Origin of the sequence: Aestuariimicrobium sp. G57 (assembly GCF_050110855.1) — a bacterium.
In the GTDB taxonomy this organism is placed as follows: domain Bacteria; phylum Actinomycetota; class Actinomycetes; order Propionibacteriales; family Propionibacteriaceae; genus Aestuariimicrobium.
On record NZ_JBNINW010000003.1, the window covers coordinates 157,028 to 171,122 of the forward strand.

The 14,095-nt window shown below is 69.5% G+C and carries 12 protein-coding genes and 1 tRNA gene; 4 read left to right on the forward strand and 9 right to left on the reverse strand.

Going from position 1 to position 14,095, the window contains the following annotated elements; genetic code table 11:
* Positions 1 to 7 precede the first annotated feature (7 nt).
* Positions 8 to 2,995 carry a DUF4132 domain-containing protein gene (locus ACQCX5_RS07765; protein WP_434541459.1) on the forward strand — a complete coding sequence of 996 codons (2,988 nt, stop codon included), beginning with the start codon at positions 8 to 10 and terminating at the stop codon, positions 2,993 to 2,995.
* Positions 2,996 to 3,004: 9 nt separating this feature from the next.
* Positions 3,005 to 4,117 carry an ATP-binding protein gene (locus ACQCX5_RS07770; protein WP_434541460.1) on the forward strand — a complete coding sequence of 371 codons (1,113 nt, stop codon included), beginning with the start codon at positions 3,005 to 3,007 and terminating at the stop codon, positions 4,115 to 4,117.
* Here the strand turns inward: ACQCX5_RS07770 and ACQCX5_RS07775 are convergent.
* The 3 genes from ACQCX5_RS07775 to ACQCX5_RS07785 are packed head-to-tail and all read right to left on the reverse strand — an operon-like array spanning position 4,056 to position 7,373.
* The gene (locus tag ACQCX5_RS07775; RefSeq protein ID WP_434541461.1) at positions 4,056 to 5,354 is read right to left on the reverse strand and encodes a glycosyltransferase; all 1,299 of its coding nucleotides are present in this window, start codon (positions 5,352 to 5,354) and stop codon (positions 4,056 to 4,058) included. The two genes, ACQCX5_RS07770 and ACQCX5_RS07775, sit on opposite strands and share 62 nt — an antisense overlap.
* Positions 5,355 to 5,388: 34 nt before the next feature.
* Positions 5,389 to 6,618, reverse strand: a complete 1,230-nt coding sequence (locus ACQCX5_RS07780; RefSeq protein WP_434541462.1) for a glycosyl hydrolase family 28-related protein — start codon at positions 6,616 to 6,618, stop codon at positions 5,389 to 5,391.
* A complete protein-coding gene (locus ACQCX5_RS07785) occupies positions 6,615 to 7,373 on the reverse strand; it encodes a PIG-L family deacetylase (protein ID WP_434541463.1) in 759 nt (252 codons plus the stop codon). Before ACQCX5_RS07785 ends, ACQCX5_RS07780 begins: the two co-directional genes overlap by 4 nt.
* A gap of 355 nt (positions 7,374 to 7,728) precedes the next feature.
* Here ACQCX5_RS07785 and ACQCX5_RS07790 point away from each other — a divergent pair, with 355 nt between their 5' ends.
* A complete protein-coding gene (locus ACQCX5_RS07790; RefSeq protein WP_434541464.1) occupies positions 7,729 to 8,718 on the forward strand; it encodes a hypothetical protein in 990 nt (329 codons plus the stop codon).
* A 7-nt stretch (positions 8,719 to 8,725) separates the two neighbouring features.
* On the opposite strand, the gene ypfJ is transcribed toward ACQCX5_RS07790, so the two are convergent.
* Positions 8,726 to 9,592 carry a KPN_02809 family neutral zinc metallopeptidase gene (gene ypfJ, locus ACQCX5_RS07795; protein ID WP_434541465.1) on the reverse strand — a complete coding sequence of 289 codons (867 nt, stop codon included), beginning with the start codon at positions 9,590 to 9,592 and terminating at the stop codon, positions 8,726 to 8,728.
* A 307-nt stretch (positions 9,593 to 9,899) separates the two neighbouring features.
* Here ypfJ and ACQCX5_RS07800 point away from each other — a divergent pair, with 307 nt between their 5' ends.
* On the forward strand, positions 9,900 to 10,595 hold the full coding sequence (locus ACQCX5_RS07800) for an NUDIX hydrolase (protein WP_434541466.1): 696 nt from the start codon (positions 9,900 to 9,902) through the stop codon (positions 10,593 to 10,595).
* Between the two features lie 94 nt (positions 10,596 to 10,689).
* Here ACQCX5_RS07800 and ACQCX5_RS07805 read toward each other — a convergent pair whose 3' ends face one another.
* The 5 genes from ACQCX5_RS07805 to ACQCX5_RS07825 all read right to left on the reverse strand — a co-directional run bounded on the left by ACQCX5_RS07805 (position 10,690) and on the right by ACQCX5_RS07825 (position 14,071).
* Positions 10,690 to 11,517 carry a Bax inhibitor-1/YccA family protein gene (locus ACQCX5_RS07805; protein ID WP_434541467.1) on the reverse strand — a complete coding sequence of 276 codons (828 nt, stop codon included), beginning with the start codon at positions 11,515 to 11,517 and terminating at the stop codon, positions 10,690 to 10,692.
* Between the two features lie 282 nt (positions 11,518 to 11,799).
* Positions 11,800 to 11,873: transfer RNA gene (locus ACQCX5_RS07810), tRNA-Leu, on the reverse strand.
* A complete protein-coding gene (locus ACQCX5_RS07815) occupies positions 11,864 to 12,787 on the reverse strand; it encodes a Ppx/GppA phosphatase family protein (protein WP_434541468.1) in 924 nt (307 codons plus the stop codon). The genes ACQCX5_RS07810 and ACQCX5_RS07815 overlap by 10 nt, the downstream gene beginning before the upstream one ends.
* A complete protein-coding gene (locus ACQCX5_RS07820) occupies positions 12,784 to 13,278 on the reverse strand; it encodes a DUF501 domain-containing protein (RefSeq protein WP_434541892.1) in 495 nt (164 codons plus the stop codon). The genes ACQCX5_RS07815 and ACQCX5_RS07820 overlap by 4 nt, the downstream gene beginning before the upstream one ends.
* Before the next feature lie 40 nt (positions 13,279 to 13,318).
* Positions 13,319 to 14,071 (reverse strand): FtsB family cell division protein, encoded by a 753-nt coding sequence (locus tag ACQCX5_RS07825; protein ID WP_434541469.1) that lies wholly within the window; start codon positions 14,069 to 14,071, stop codon positions 13,319 to 13,321.
* Positions 14,072 to 14,095 lie beyond the last annotated feature (24 nt).

A 14,095-nucleotide genomic window follows, 5' to 3' on the forward strand; every position in this document is an offset into this window, starting at 1 on the left:
TCCTCGCATGAAGCGACGCCTGTCCCTCACCGAGGGCACCTCGGACAAGTTCTGGTACATCGACGCCGCCGGCACCGACGTGACGGTGCGCTACGGGCGCCGCGGCACCGACGGCACCACGAAGACCAAGACATACCCGAGCCCCGACGAGGCATTGCGCGACGCCGAGAAGCAGGTGTCCGCGAAACTCAAGAAGGGCTATTCGGACGAGGCGGGGGCGGCCGATGGGGCGCTGACCCCGGTGCAGCCGAGCGCCGCCACCCCCACACCTGCGGCCGCACCCAGGGCCGACGCGCAGAAACCCGTCGTCGTGCCAGAACCCGCCGAGACCCCCGCCGTCATCCCCGACCCCGACCTCGACGCCGGCGACATCGGTCTGGTCTGCCATCCCGTCGAGCGGGCCTGGGCCCGCGAACACACCATGGCCCTCGAGCACGACACCTCCCCCTTCGACCCGCAGGCCGAGGCCGCACTGTTCGACCGCATCACCAGCGTGCGTGAGACGAAGGACAGCTACTGGACCCACTGGGCCTGGCAGTTCAGCGAGTACCCGTTCACCGCGATCCCGGGCCCCGAACGCGCGGCCTGGTGGCGCGACCGGCTCGACACCGCGGACGCCCAGATCGAGACGAAGCGCCGACATGCCTACGTGCAGCGGCCCCTCTGGCTGCAGGCCCTGCTGGCTGAAGACCCAGTGGCCTGGTTGCTGCGCCAGCTCGACCAGGACCCGCAGCGGCGCAACCACCCCGGCAACACCGCCCCGATCGCAGAGATCTTCGCGGTGGGTGCCGTGCTCGCCACCCAGCCCCCCGAACGAGCCACCCCGGTGCGGCAGGGCCTGCGCACACCGTTGCCGGCACCGGTCGAGGTGCACCAGTGGAACGGGGGCATCGCCAGCGCCCCCGACGCCTACATCGCGGCCGCGCTCGGACACGACCACGACGACGAGATCGCCGCCCTGCTCGCCGAGGCCCCCCGCGGCGCCATGGGCCAGACCTACGTCAGCGACGGTGCCCTGGTGGCGCTGCTCGGCATCGACGCAGCCGACCGGGTGGCCATCGCCAAACGGCTCAGCGCGCGGCTCAATACCGACCGGGGCGTGGTGCCATGGCTCGTGGCCACCGGCAGCGTCGGCTTCGGTCTGCTGGTGAACTCGATGGAGCAGGTCTCCCGTGAGGACGCCGGCAACATGATGGGCGAGGCCGTCCGGGTGCTGACCGGCCCCGGCGCCGTGCCGTTCTTCCTGGATTCGCTGCGCGGCAAGGCCGCACAACGCGCGTCACAGTGGCTCACCGAACATCCGGCGCAGCTGCTCGCGGCCCACCTGTCCATGGCCCGGGCCGAGGCGGCGTCGCCGTTCCTGCGCCAGCTGCCGGTCGACCAGCTGCGCGCGGCGCTGCCCCGCACCACTGCAGGGGTGAACGCCGTCATCGCGGCGGTGCTGGCCGAGTACGACCTGCCCGAGCTCGACGCGGCGACCGGTTGGTGGGCAGCGGCCGTCTCAGCATCAACCGGTTCGGCCAGGCTGCCGAAATACCTCACCCCCGCCGCGCTGCCCCCGCTGCTGGTGGGTGACCACCGGCTCAGCGCCGACCAGAGCGCCCAGTTGCTGGCCGCCATGGCCGCCCAGCGCCCCGACGACCCGCTGCTGGCCGCCGCCCGCGAGCACATCGAACCGGCCAGCCGCGACCGCTTCGCCGTGGCCGCCCTCGACGCCTGGCTCGCGGCGGGCGCCCCGGCGAAGGACGGCTGGCTGATGACCCAGTCGGGCGTGCTCGGCGGTGACCGGTTCGTGCACCACCTCACCCCGATGATCCGGGAGTGGCCCGGCCTCAGCCAGCACAAGCGCGCAGTGAACGGGCTCGACGCGTTGCGCAATGTCGGCTCCGACACGGCCTTGCAGTCCATCTCGGGCATCGCCGCCAAGGTGAAGTTCGCGGCCCTGAAGAAGCGGGCCGGCGAGGCGATGGAGGAAATTGCCGACGCGCGCGGCATGACCCGTGACCAGCTCGAGGACCGCGTCGTCCCCGATGGTGGGCTCGACGAGCGCGGACGCCGTGTCTTTGACTTCGGCCCCCGCCAGTTCGTGGCCACCATCACTCCCGAGGCCAAGGTGGTCGTCCGCGACCTGGACGAGACCGGACGGCCGACCGGCAAGCCGCGCACCGCGCTGCCTGCCCCGAACAAATCCGACGACGAGGCCGCGGCCAGACTCGCCAAAGAAGAGTTCACCGTGCTCAAGAAGACGCTCACCGGGCTGGCGAAGACCCAGGCCAGCCGGTTCGAGCGCGCCATGATCTCGGGACGACGCTGGAGCTTCGCCGAACACCAGCAGTTCATCGCCCGCCAGCCCGTGCTGCGCGGTCTGCTGGCTGCGTTGCTGTGGGGCGTCCACGACCGGGACGACACGCTGGTGACCACGGTGCGCATGGACGAGGAGGGACTGCCCGTCGACCCCGACGACGAGCCCGTCGAGATCGCCGAGCAGCAGCAATTGTCGATCGCCCACCCGCTCGACCTCGACCCCGGGCAGCGCTCGCGATGGGGCGAGGTGCTGGCCGACTACGAGTTGGTCGCGCCGTTCAAGCAGCTCGACCGGCCGGTCTTCACGCTGCCGGCTGCCCAGGACGACGGCCATGTGCTGCTCGGCCTGCCACAGGGCGTCGAGTACCCAGCCGGCAAGCTGTTCGGTGCGTTCGCCAAGTACGGCTGGCAGCGTGGCATGCCCGAGGACGCCGGCGTCTACAGCATGCACGCCCGTGCCTTCGAGTCGGCCAACCTGACTGCGGTGATCGAATACTCGGGCATGTGGATGGGCCCGATGAGCGAGCAGGAGGACCAGGAAATTCGGCAGGTGACCTTGGTCGAGGGCGTGCACGACGCCAAGGACTTCGGCTGGGGAAGCCTCGACGACAAGCAGGCCGTGCCTTGGCGTTCCGCTCCCCCGGCGGTCGTCAGCGAAGTGCTCGCCACGATCGACGCGATCATCAACTAGCGTCGACCCGTGAGCACAGACAAGACCATCGCCCCGGGGCCGATCGACATCCAGCGGCCACCGGCCGAGGTGCGCTGGGCCGACGAGTTGGCATTGCTGGCCCGGCGTGACAGCGACCAGGGCCGGGCTGCCCCCGCAGGGTGGGCACTGTCGGCGCAGTCGGTGGTCGAGTTCGTGCTCGGCGACGGCGGGCAGATCACCCAGAAGTACGTCGGCCGGCGCGACTTCGTCGAACGCTGCGTCGTGGCGCTGGCCACCAACCGCGGGCTGATGCTGATCGGCGAACCCGGCACTGCCAAGTCGCTGCTCTCGGAATTGCTGGCCGCCGCCGTGAGCGGTGACACGAGCCTGACGGTGCAGGGCTCGGCGGCCACCACCGAAGATGCGATCAAGTACTCCTGGAACTACGCGCTGCTGCTGGCCGAGGGCCCGACCCCGCGGGCCCTGGTACCGGCCCCGGTGTACCGCGGCATGAAACAGGGCAAGGTCGTCCGGTTCGAGGAAATCACCCGCTGCCCCGCCGAGGTGCAGGATTCGCTGCTGTCGATCCTTTCCGACCGGGTGCTGCAGGTACCCGAACTGGACGACGACCACCGCACCGTCTTCGCAGCCCGTGGCTTCAACGTCATCGCCACCGCCAACACCCGCGACCGGGGCGTCAACGAGATGTCCGCGGCGCTGAAGCGTCGGTTCAACTTCGAGACCGTCGGCCCGATCGCCGACCCCAAGGTCGAGATGGCGCTGGTGCATCGCGAGGCCAACACCATCCTCGAAGCCGCCGACGTGCCGGCGAGGTTGAAGCCCGACGTCACCGAGGTGCTCGTCCAGGTCTTTCGCGAACTGCGTTCGGGACGATCAGGCGAAGCCGGGGTGGAACGGCTCAGCTCGGCCATGTCGACGGCCGAAGCCGTACAGACCGGCGTGGCCGCCGCGATGACCTCGGCCTGGTTCGGCAGCGGCACCCCGGGCGGGGCCGAGCTGGCATCAGCCCTTGTCGGGTCGGCACTGAAGGACGAACCCGAGGACAAGTCACGGCTGCGTGACTATTTCGAACGGCACATCAAGAAGCGTGACGGGGCGCTGTGGCGCGAGCTGTACTCACACCGGGGGCTGCTGGGCTGAGGTGCGGCGGGCCGCACAGGCGGTTCAGCCCCGCGCCGTCCGATACACGTCCTCGAGGTGTTCCGCGGCCCTTGCCCACGTGAACCGCCGGCTCCAGGCCAGGGCCGTTCGTCCCATCTCGGCACGCCGCCCCGGCTCGGCCATCAGCCCCGAGATCGCCGCGGCCCACGCCTGCGGATCGCGTTCTGGCACCACGATGCCCGACTGGCCGTCCAGCACCGCCTCGACCAGCCCGCCCGCAGCGCTCGCCACCACCGGCACCCCCCGAGGCCGCCGCCTCGAGCGCGACCAGTCCGAATGTTTCGGAATGGCTGGGCACCAGCATCAGCGCCGCGTGCCGCACCATCGCTGCGAACTCGGCGCGGGGGCGGGCACCGGCGTAGTCGACCCACGGCGCCAGCCCGTGCCGCTCGACGATGCCGTCGACCACCCGCAGGTAGTCGGCGAAGTCGTGCGAGACCTCGCCCGCGATCAACAGCCGTGGACGCAGCGCAGTCTCGACCAGCCCGAGCGCCTCGAGCGCCAGGTCGGCACCCTTCAGGGGTTGCAGGCGTGCCGCGAACAGGGCATAGGGACGCTCGGGCAGGCCATGGGCATCTGCATCGTCGGCGCCACGCTGATCCAGCGGGTGGAACAGGTCGTGGTCGACACCGGGCGGCACCACGACCACCTTGTCGTCCGCGGCGCCGAGCCTGCCCACCACGGTGGCGGCCTCGGCGTGGCTGATGCAGACGACGACATCGCTCTGCTCGGCGGTCGCCCGCTCGCCCGGCGTGCGGCGCGGCGATTCCGGGGGCTCGCCCTCGGCAAGGGCAGCCCGCACCGGCGCCGCCACCGAGTGGTAGCTCATCACGTGCGGCACGCCCCAGTCGCGGGCCACCGGCAACGCCGCCACACCCGACATCCAGTGGTGCGAATGCACCACCTCAGCGGGTGCCAATCCCGCCAGTCCGGCGCTGAACTCGTCCAGATGGTCGTCGATGCGTGACTTGGGCAATGGCGTCGCGGGCCCGGCGGGAAGGCTGACCAGCGTCACGCCGGGAGCCAGCTGTTGGCGTTCGGGGGCATCCGGGTCGGAGCGTCGGGTGATGACCTCGACCTGGTGGCCGCGCAGGCCGAGCTGCTCGGCGTGCGCACGCACGACCACGTTCATGCCGCCGCCGTCCCCGGTGCCGAGCCGGGTCCAGGGCGAGGTGTGCATCGACACGATGGTGATGCGCAGCGGGCTTGCCTGCATCCCCTGATTGTAGGACTCCGGGCCGCTTGGGGGGTCAATGCCCCAGGTCGTGGCGTCGGTCCGGCGACAGTTTGCCCTCTGCATCGCGCCAGCCGTCCCCGTCCCACCACACCGGCTTCTTCAATTGCGTGTCGAAGAACATCGCGCCCACGGGCAACCCCAGCCGGGTCGGACGATCATCGCCATGCCCCGTGGCGACCGTGCCGGCGGCCCCCACCGCCACGTCGCCACTCACCTCGAGGGCCGGCAGCGGCGCGAACATCGCCAGCGGTTCGCTCGGCGGGGCCATCAGCACCGACCCGGGCGGCAGGTCCAGGTCTGGCCGGTACACCGGACCACGCGCCACGACATCGCCCCAGGAATCGGCCGCCACGACCATGCGCACGCCGACGGTGTGCTCGTCCCACAGGTAGGCGTGGCTGCCCACCCCGGCCACCCCGCCCTTGAACTTGTTGCCCGTCGCGGTGAACGACTCACCGACGCCAGGGGCCGTGAGGTCGACCCAGGCGCGGTGGTGGGTCAGGTAGACCTGACAGCCAGACAGCACCACGTTCGAGCGACCCAGCGTGCCTTCGGGCCCACCCAGCATGCGCACCCCGACGGCGTCGCTGCCGAGTTTGGTCTCGAAGTACGTGCCGTAGCAGGCAAGGCCTGCCCCGCCGGGCACGACGATGCCGTCGCGGTAGGCCTCGATCGCCCCGCCCAGCAGCGTCACCATCGACCGGTCGACCAGCTCGAGCGCGGTGCCGGGCACACCGGTGCCGTCGTCTGCCGCCACCCGCAGGTTCGCGAACACGACGTTGTAGCTGTATTCGACCCGCACCCCGACCTTGACCCGGTAGCAGGCGATCCGGTCGAAGTGGCCGTACCAGACCTGCAGCATCGAGAACCCTGTCTCGACATCACGCACGGCCACATCGCGCAGTGTCACCGAACTGGCCCGGATGTGCACGCCGACCGAGCCGGCGACCGAGGCGCCGGGCCCCTCGAGCCGCAGCGTCGTCAGGGTGCCCGCCTGGCATTCGATCATGGTGCCGGGCGCCGTGCTGCGCAGGATGGTGCGGGGGCCGGCGGCGTCCATGTTCATGGTCGGGCCCGACCAGGTCTGGTTCGCGAGCAGGGTGACCGTGCGGCTGACGAGGTAGACACCCTGGGGAAAGTGGACGTGCCCGCCCGCACCTGCCGCCGCTGCCGCTGCGTCAACGGCGTCGGCGCAGTCGACCACGCCGTCGCCCACGGCCCCGAAATCGGTGACGTCGATCATGCGCCCTCGGCTGCGATGCGGCGCAGCCCCACGCGTGTCACCAGCTTCTGCCGCTGCCCGCCGACGTGGGTGATGTCGTCGCCGTCGCGGGTGAACTGCGTCCGATGGCTGTCGTGTGCCGCGAGGACGGCCGGGAGCTGCTCGGTGTAGTCAGCCCAGTCGACGCCGGTGGCATTGATGTCACGGTCGTCATGCCAGGGGATGAACTCGAGGAAGGGCAACCCGGCACGGGCCGCCGCAGCCTTGGTGATGTCGTGGGCGCGCACATGGTCGGGATGGCCGTAGCTGCCGGCTGAGTCATAGCTCAGCAGCACCTCGGGTTCGTGGGCCGCGATGAAGGCCAGCAGGTCGTCGACCAGTTCGTCGAACGACTGCAGCGAGAACGCCTTGTCTGAGACATCCTCGGCCGGGCCGGCCATTCCGGGGCGCAGCCATTGCATGCCCGAGTCCTCGTATTCACGCTGGGCGCCGTCCCTGCTGGCAGGCGGGGTGCCCAGGTAGGCGTGCACCCGCACGCCCAGATGACCGTAGGCGGCACGCAGTTCTTCATCGCGGTGAAAGGCCAGCGCCTCGGCCGAGATGTCGGCGGGCAGCACGCCCGGCACCACCTCGCCGCGCTCCCCGCGGGTGCAGGTGACCAGGTCGACCTCGACACCGTCGGCCACGAGGTTCGCAATCATCGCGCCGGTGGCCAGGGTCTCGTCGTCGGGATGGGCATGGATGAACAGCACGCGGTGGGCACCGGAGAGGAGCACGGGAACCTCCATCTGTGTGGGTCAACACCACCCATCCTTGCAGGCCCCGGTGGGGTGCAGGCACCGCCGCCAGAACATGAAGAAACCCGCAGTCGCCGCGCATGGGCGCGGCTGCCGGTGCGGACGAGACACCAGCCTGCGGGTTCCCGGTGGTCTGGGTGGATTCGCCTCAGCGGCAGACCACCTCACCTGTCCGATAGTGCTCACTCATGGTTTCGGACCACCCCCTTTCCTGTGTAACTCCACCGTAGGCGCGGTATCGCGCTGCGGCAACGGGTTTTCAGCACAGCGTTCCGGGTGGGGCCCGGGACATACCGGCTGGGGTCTGGACCCGGGTGCTGCGTAAACTGGGCCGGTGCCCATGAACCGTCGACAGTTGCTCGCGGGCGGCGTCGCGGCCCTCGCGCTCGTCGCCTGCCAGACGCGCACCGACAATGGCACCACCCCGCCGACCACGCCCGCCACCACCCCCTCACCGAGCACTCCCCCGCCGAGTGCGCCCAGCACCCCGGCGACCCCTGCGCCGTCGGGATGGCCACTGCTGACCGACAAGGGTGAGGCCCGCAAGGTCGTCGATGATCTGCAGCGCACGGCGAACCTGCCCGTGGTCAAGATCGACATCACCGCGACCAGCGCCACGCTCTCGGCGCTCGACGGCCGGACGCCGCATGCCTGGCGCTGGACGCAGGGCAGCATCAGCGAGGTCGCCTCGGACATCGAGTACATCGAACAGTCAACATTCGACCCCGCCGAGTTCGCCTTTGACGACGTCGGTGCCCTGTTCTCGACGGCGGCCGGAATCAGCGGCAGCTCGTCCAACCAGGAACTGCAGGTCGTCGAACAGACGCCCGGCTCGGTGCTGATGGTCGTGACCACGCGGCCCGAATCGCAGCCGGTGTTCTTCCGCAAGGACGGCTCAACGGTCAACCGGCTCGAGTTCACGACGCTCTCGGGGCTTGACGAGGCACTGTCCGATGCCCTCGCCGGGCGCACGCAGGTCACCCAGGTGGCGTTCTCGAAGGACGCACTGTTCGCCGAGTCACCCGACCCGAAGGACCCGCAGGCGACACTGCGCATCACCCGTCAGGCCAAGGTGCCGGCGTTCCGCACGACCCGCAGCGAGACCCCCACACTCGACCTGTTCAGCACCAGCGACATCGACCTCGAGGTGATCCTCGACCAGATGCTGACGCTGCCCACGAAGTGGAACAAGCCGAAGGACAGCGTCGTCAGCTGGGTGGTCGACCGGCGCGACAACCGTCCGCTGCCGACGATCCGGTTCACGCTGGACGGCCGCACCGTGGTGACCGACCTCGCCGGCCGGGACATCACCAAGGAAATCTGAGACCGCCTCAGGCACCCAGGTCGTCAGTGCTGAACGTGTCGCACTGGTTCGGGTCGCCAGAGTTGAAGCCCTTCGACACCCAGAACTTGCGCTGGGCCGATGAGCCGTGGGTCCACCCGTCGGGGTTGACGCCGCCGCCGGACTGCTTCTGGATGTGGTCATCACCCACGACCCTGGCCGCATCGACGATGCGGGCGAGGTCATCCTGGGTGATGTTGTCGATCACGTCGTCCGGGTTCTGGGCGGCCCATTTGAACCACACGCCCGCGTAGCAGTCGGCCTGCAGTTCGACGCGCACGCCGTTCGACAGCGGGCCGGTCTGGCCGTCCTGGCTGCGGGCGAGCACGCCCGTGAGGTTCTGGATGTGGTGGCCGTATTCATGCGCGACAATGTAGGCCTCGGCTGCGGTCGACTGCTGCGTGCCGAGTTGCTGCAGCAGCTGGCCGACGAAGTCGTCGTCGATGTAGATCTTCTGGTCACCGGGGCAATAGAAGGGGCCGACCTGCGAATTCGCGGTGCCGCACGCGGTCTGCACGCCGCCGCTGAAGATGCGCATCGTGGTGGGCTGGAAGCCATTGAGCGCCTGCGACCAGTACTGGCCCAGCGAAGTCATGTAGGCAGGCCAGCGGCAGTCGGGGTTCTTCTCGACATCGGCGCCCGTGCGGCACTGCGCGTTCGAGGTCTGCTGGGTGTCGGGCTGCCCCGAGCCGCCGCCGAGCAGGTCACCCGGGTTCAGGCCGAGCACCAACGCGAGGATCACCATGATGATGCCGCCGATGCCACCCACGGCGATGCCGCCGCCGCGACCACCGCCGCCACCACCACCACCGACAACCGAACCGGTGTCGATCTGCGCGTCCTGCTTGAAGTCCATGTTTGCACCCCTGACGAAGCCACGCGTCCGGGCAGGCCTTTGCGTCCGAACGTTTCGACATCACTGTATTGCCGAGCGACAAGGTCTGTCAGACAAGCGGCGCAGCCTGACAGCCAACAAACAGCAGCGCCGCGCCGGGCCACCAGGTCTGGACTGAAACCACGTCGGGGAATGTGCCTGCCGATACGGTGGTTGGGTCATGGGCAGGCTGCGCCCTCGAGTCAAGGGACCGCGCAGCCATACCCAATCCCCGCCGGGCAGGCGTCGGTTGCGCCGTGCCCCCGCAGTTGAGTGAGATGATTGAAAGATGCAGATCGTCGGCGTCGCGACCCCGGGTTCCCACGAACTCGTGCGCGTCGAGGTCGAGCACGGGCAGCACCCGAAGCTTGCGTTCTGGCGCCAGGGCTGGATGATCCAGGGCCTGCTCAGCGCGCAATTGGTTGGCGGTGAGGTCGTGTTGACGGCCCGCGTCGTGCCCCGGACGTCGCGCATGCGCCCGCCGCGGGTGAAGCTGCGCGGCGCCGATCCCGACCTGGTGATCGCCCGGGACGAGATACCGGTGCAGAACCAGCGGATCGCGGCCTATGCGGTCGTCCGCTCGCCGCTGGGCGTGCTGGGCACCGAGTGCTCGGACCGCACCGCGGTGCCCGGGCTGTGGCAATTGCCGGGTGGCGGCCTCGACCCGCTGGAATCACCAGCAGACGCCGTCGTCCGCGAAGTGCTCGAAGAGGCGGGACAGCAGATTCGCATCAACAAGCTGCTCGACCTGCAGTCGGACCACTGGATCGGGCGCGCACCGAACGGGGTGCTCGAGGACTTCCATGCCCTGCGGATCTTCTATTCGGCGACCTGCATGGCACCGACCGAGCCGGTGGTGCTCGACGTGGACGGCACCACGGAACGCTCGGAATGGGTACCGCTGTGGCAGTGGCGCTCGTTGCCGTGGACGTCGGGCTCGCGCTCGATCCTGGACAAGTTCGCGGCGGCAGTACCGGCTCATTGAACTGAGCCCTTGCGGGGACGACTCCCTGCACCCCCGTGGAAACGACGCGGCGGCCGGGGAGTGCCCCCGGCCGCCGGTGTGTGGTCGTACTGCGTCAGTTGCTGCGGAAATAGCTGAGGATCCGCAGGATCTCGGTGTAGAGCCAGACCATGGTGACGGTCACACCGAAGGCAGCGACCCAACTCTGCGAGGCGGGAGCACGGTTGGCGACACCACGCTCGATCGAGTCGAAGTCGGTGATCAGGTTCAGCACGGCCAGCACGGCACCCAGCGCAGCGATGCCCAGGGCCAGCAGGTTCATGCCGCCACCGATCGACCGCAGCCCGGTGTCGACACCGAACAGCGAGACGACGAAGTTGATCAACATCGCCGCCGCGAAACCGAGGGTGGCCAGCGTCACGACGCGGCGGAACTTCGGGGTGACGCGGATGTTGAAGAACTTGTACGCGGCCAGCGTGACACCGGCGGTGGCGAAGGTCGCGATCACTGCCTGGGTGACGATGCCGGGGTAGAGGCCCTCGAAGATCTTGCTGAACATGCCGATGAAGACGCCCTCGACGATGGCGTAGACGGCGAGCATCACCGGCGAGACGCGACCGCGCATGCCCACGAGCAGCGCGGTGACGAAGCCGACGATGGCCGAGACGATCAGCGCCGGCAGCAGGAACGCGTCCGGGATGAGGATCCAGGCGGCGGCTGCGGCCACGGCGACGGCACCGATGCTGACGGCGGTCTTGGCGATGACGTCATCGAACGTCATGAGCCCGGTGGTGGGCTGCTGGTAGGGCTGCTGCGGGGCGTAGTAGCCGGGCTGCTGTCCGTAGCCCTGCTGCGGGTAGCCCTGTTGCGGGTAGCCCTGCTGGGGGTAGTTGCGCGGCTGGCCCGCGAAGGTGTCGACCCGGTCAAGGATGGGGTTGCCCATGTGGGTGCCTCTCGTTGTCCAATCTCTGCTTGTCGGCAGGAGCGCCACGTGTTTCTCAGTGGTGTTGCTGTGGCCCCCTCGGCCGTAGTAGCGGGCCCGAGGAATCATGTCCAGTCTATACAGCGTTGTGGCGGGCACCATTCGTCCCGGGTCTGCGGTGGTTCAGGGGCCAATCAGGGTTTGACGCCACGCCACCAGCCCAGCAGTCGCGGTTGCCCCTGAACGCAACAGTTGCCCTGGTTCCGGCACCAGGGCAACTGTTACGTTCAGGGGCAATTGTCGTGCCCCCGGCGGGGCTCGAACCCGCACTTGGGCGGGTTTAAGCCGCCTGCCTCTGCCAATTGGGCTACGAGGGCATCGCCACCAGGTCGGCGGTGATGCCGTCCAGAATGTCAGATTCGCTGACCCGCAGTGGACGAGCCACCCGCGACATGATCTCGTCCAGGATCAGGGCCCCGGCGCAGATGATCTCTGCGCGCTGCGGGTGCATCGACGGGATGGTCCGCAGTGACTCCACCGTGCGCGTGAGCCAGTCGACAGCGGTCTCGTGCACCACCTGCGGGCTGAGCACTGTGCCGTGCACCTGCGACCGGTCATAGACGGGCAGCTGCTTGACCGCAGCCCCCATCGTCGTCACCGTGCCCGCCACGCCCACGAACGTGCCGACGCCCTCGAGGGGCACGCGGCAGCCGTCCAGCAGCCCACCGACGAACCGGCGGGCAGCGGCGACCTGGTCAGCCGTGGGCGGGTCGTCGTGCAGGAACCGTTCACGCAGCCGTACCGCGCCCATGTCCAGGCTCTGCGAGGCCAGCACCCGGCCGTCGGCCAGCCCGCGCACCAGCTCGGTCGAGCCGCCGCCGATGTCGATCACCAGCACCGGGTCTTCGGGGTTGACAAGCCCGGACGCCGCGCCGGCGAAGCTGAGCCGGGCCTCTTCGGGGCCCGCGACGATGTCGGGCATCACACCGAACCGCTCATGCACACCCGCGAAGAAGACGTGCGAGTTGGCCGCATCACGGGCGGCCGAGGTGGCGACGAAACGGATGGCGTCGACTCCCCCGACCTCGGTCATGATGCGGGCATAGTCGTCGCACGCCGCAAACGTGCGCGCCAGCGCGTCGGGATGGAACTCACCGGTGGCGTCGACGCCCTGCCCGAGGCGCACCATCGTGGTGCGGCGGGCGATTTCGACAGGGCCGGTGGGCGTGACCTCGCTGACCAGCAGGCGGATCGAGTTGGTGCCGCAGTCGATGGCCGCGACCCGGGTCACTGCTCCCCCTGGTCGTCCTCGAGGCACGGGCGCGTCCAGAACTCGCCCAGCAGGGCCACGGCCTCGTCCCCCAGCGGGTTGACGCCCGGGCCCTTGGCCAGCGAATGGCCCACCAGCACGTGCAGGCATTTCACCCGGGTGGGCATGCCACCTGCGCTGATGCCCTCGATCTCTGGCACCTCACCCAGCCGTGCACGGTCGGCCAGGTACGACTCGTGCGCCGCCCGGTAGTCGGCGGCCAGCTCGGGGTCGTCGGCCAGCCGTTCGGTCATGTCTGCCATCAACCCGCTCGCCTCGAGCGTCGAGACCGCAGAGGTCGCCCGCGGGCACGTGAGGTAGTAGGTCGTCGGGAACGGCGTGCCCTGTGGCAGCCGCGGCTCGGTGGCGATGACGCCCGGTTTGCCGCAGGGGCACCGCCAGGCAACACCTGCCACGCCACGGGGTTCACGCCCCAGCTGCTGGCCGATGATGGCCTCGTCCGCTGCTGACATGGGGGTCAGCCCCGGCAGGGGTTCAGTGTGTTCAGTCATCTCATCTGCTGGGGGTCGGCGACGGGGACGCACCAACCTTAGTGGCGCCGGGCGTGGGCGCGGGCGTCGAGACCTTGACGGTCGGCGGCGCGGTCGGCGTCTGCTCGGCCGGCGCGGGGTCATCGGCGGTCCTGACCGAACCGACCAGCCGCTTCCACCACGTGTCGTACTCACCGTCGGGCTGCTGCGACGTGGTCTCGAGTTCGGTGCCGCCCCCCAGGGGCTTGCCGTCGGGGCCGATCACCTTGTAGCCGATTTCGCCGGGCATGACCCAGCCCAGCCGCGAGCGGGCCTGGGCCTTGACGTAGTTGGGGTCGGCCCAGCGGGCCTTCTCGTCCTCGAGCGTGGCGATCTCACGCTGGTGCTGCTCGATCTGCACCCGGGCCTCGGCCATCTGCTGCTGCTGGCGGTAATAGACGCGCAGGCTGTTGGCATAGCTCAGCAGCAGGATGAACAGCACCACCACCAGGATGATCGCCCGCCACGTGAACACCATGCCGACGGCCCGACGGGCAGGGGTGGCGGCCACCTTCTGGCCGGGCCTCGTGGACGAGCCGGTGCCTGCCCCGTCCGTCTTCGCCGGGGTGCGGCCGGCTGCCCCCGGCTTGGTAGCGCCGCTCGTTGCCCGGCTGTTCTTCGGGTCTTTGGAGGCCCGTTCGTTCAGTCGCGACGTCGCGCGTCCGCGCGGGGTGTCGCCACCACGTCGCGACTGCCCTGACCCGCTGTTCCTCCTGGACCCACCCTGCGTACTCACCCTTCCAGTGTCCCTGATCGTTCG

What these genes read in the sequence shown, in the direction of transcription:
- ACQCX5_RS07765 (WP_434541459.1), top strand. Translation starts at nt 8, where the DNA reads ATGAAGCGACGCCTGTCCCTCACCGAGGGCACCTCGGACAAGTTCTGG.
- ACQCX5_RS07775 (WP_434541461.1), bottom strand. Translation starts at nt 5,354, where the DNA reads ATGCAGGCAAGCCCGCTGCGCATCACCATCGTGTCGATGCACACCTCG.
- ACQCX5_RS07780 (WP_434541462.1), bottom strand. Translation starts at nt 6,618, where the DNA reads ATGATCGACGTCACCGATTTCGGGGCCGTGGGCGACGGCGTGGTCGAC.
- ypfJ (WP_434541465.1), bottom strand. Translation starts at nt 9,592, where the DNA reads ATGGACTTCAAGCAGGACGCGCAGATCGACACCGGTTCGGTTGTCGGT.
- ACQCX5_RS07800 (WP_434541466.1), top strand. Translation starts at nt 9,900, where the DNA reads ATGCAGATCGTCGGCGTCGCGACCCCGGGTTCCCACGAACTCGTGCGC.
- ACQCX5_RS07805 (WP_434541467.1), bottom strand. Translation starts at nt 11,517, where the DNA reads ATGGGCAACCCCATCCTTGACCGGGTCGACACCTTCGCGGGCCAGCCG.
- ACQCX5_RS07820 (WP_434541892.1), bottom strand. Translation starts at nt 13,278, where the DNA reads ATGTCAGCAGCGGACGAGGCCATCATCGGCCAGCAGCTGGGGCGTGAA.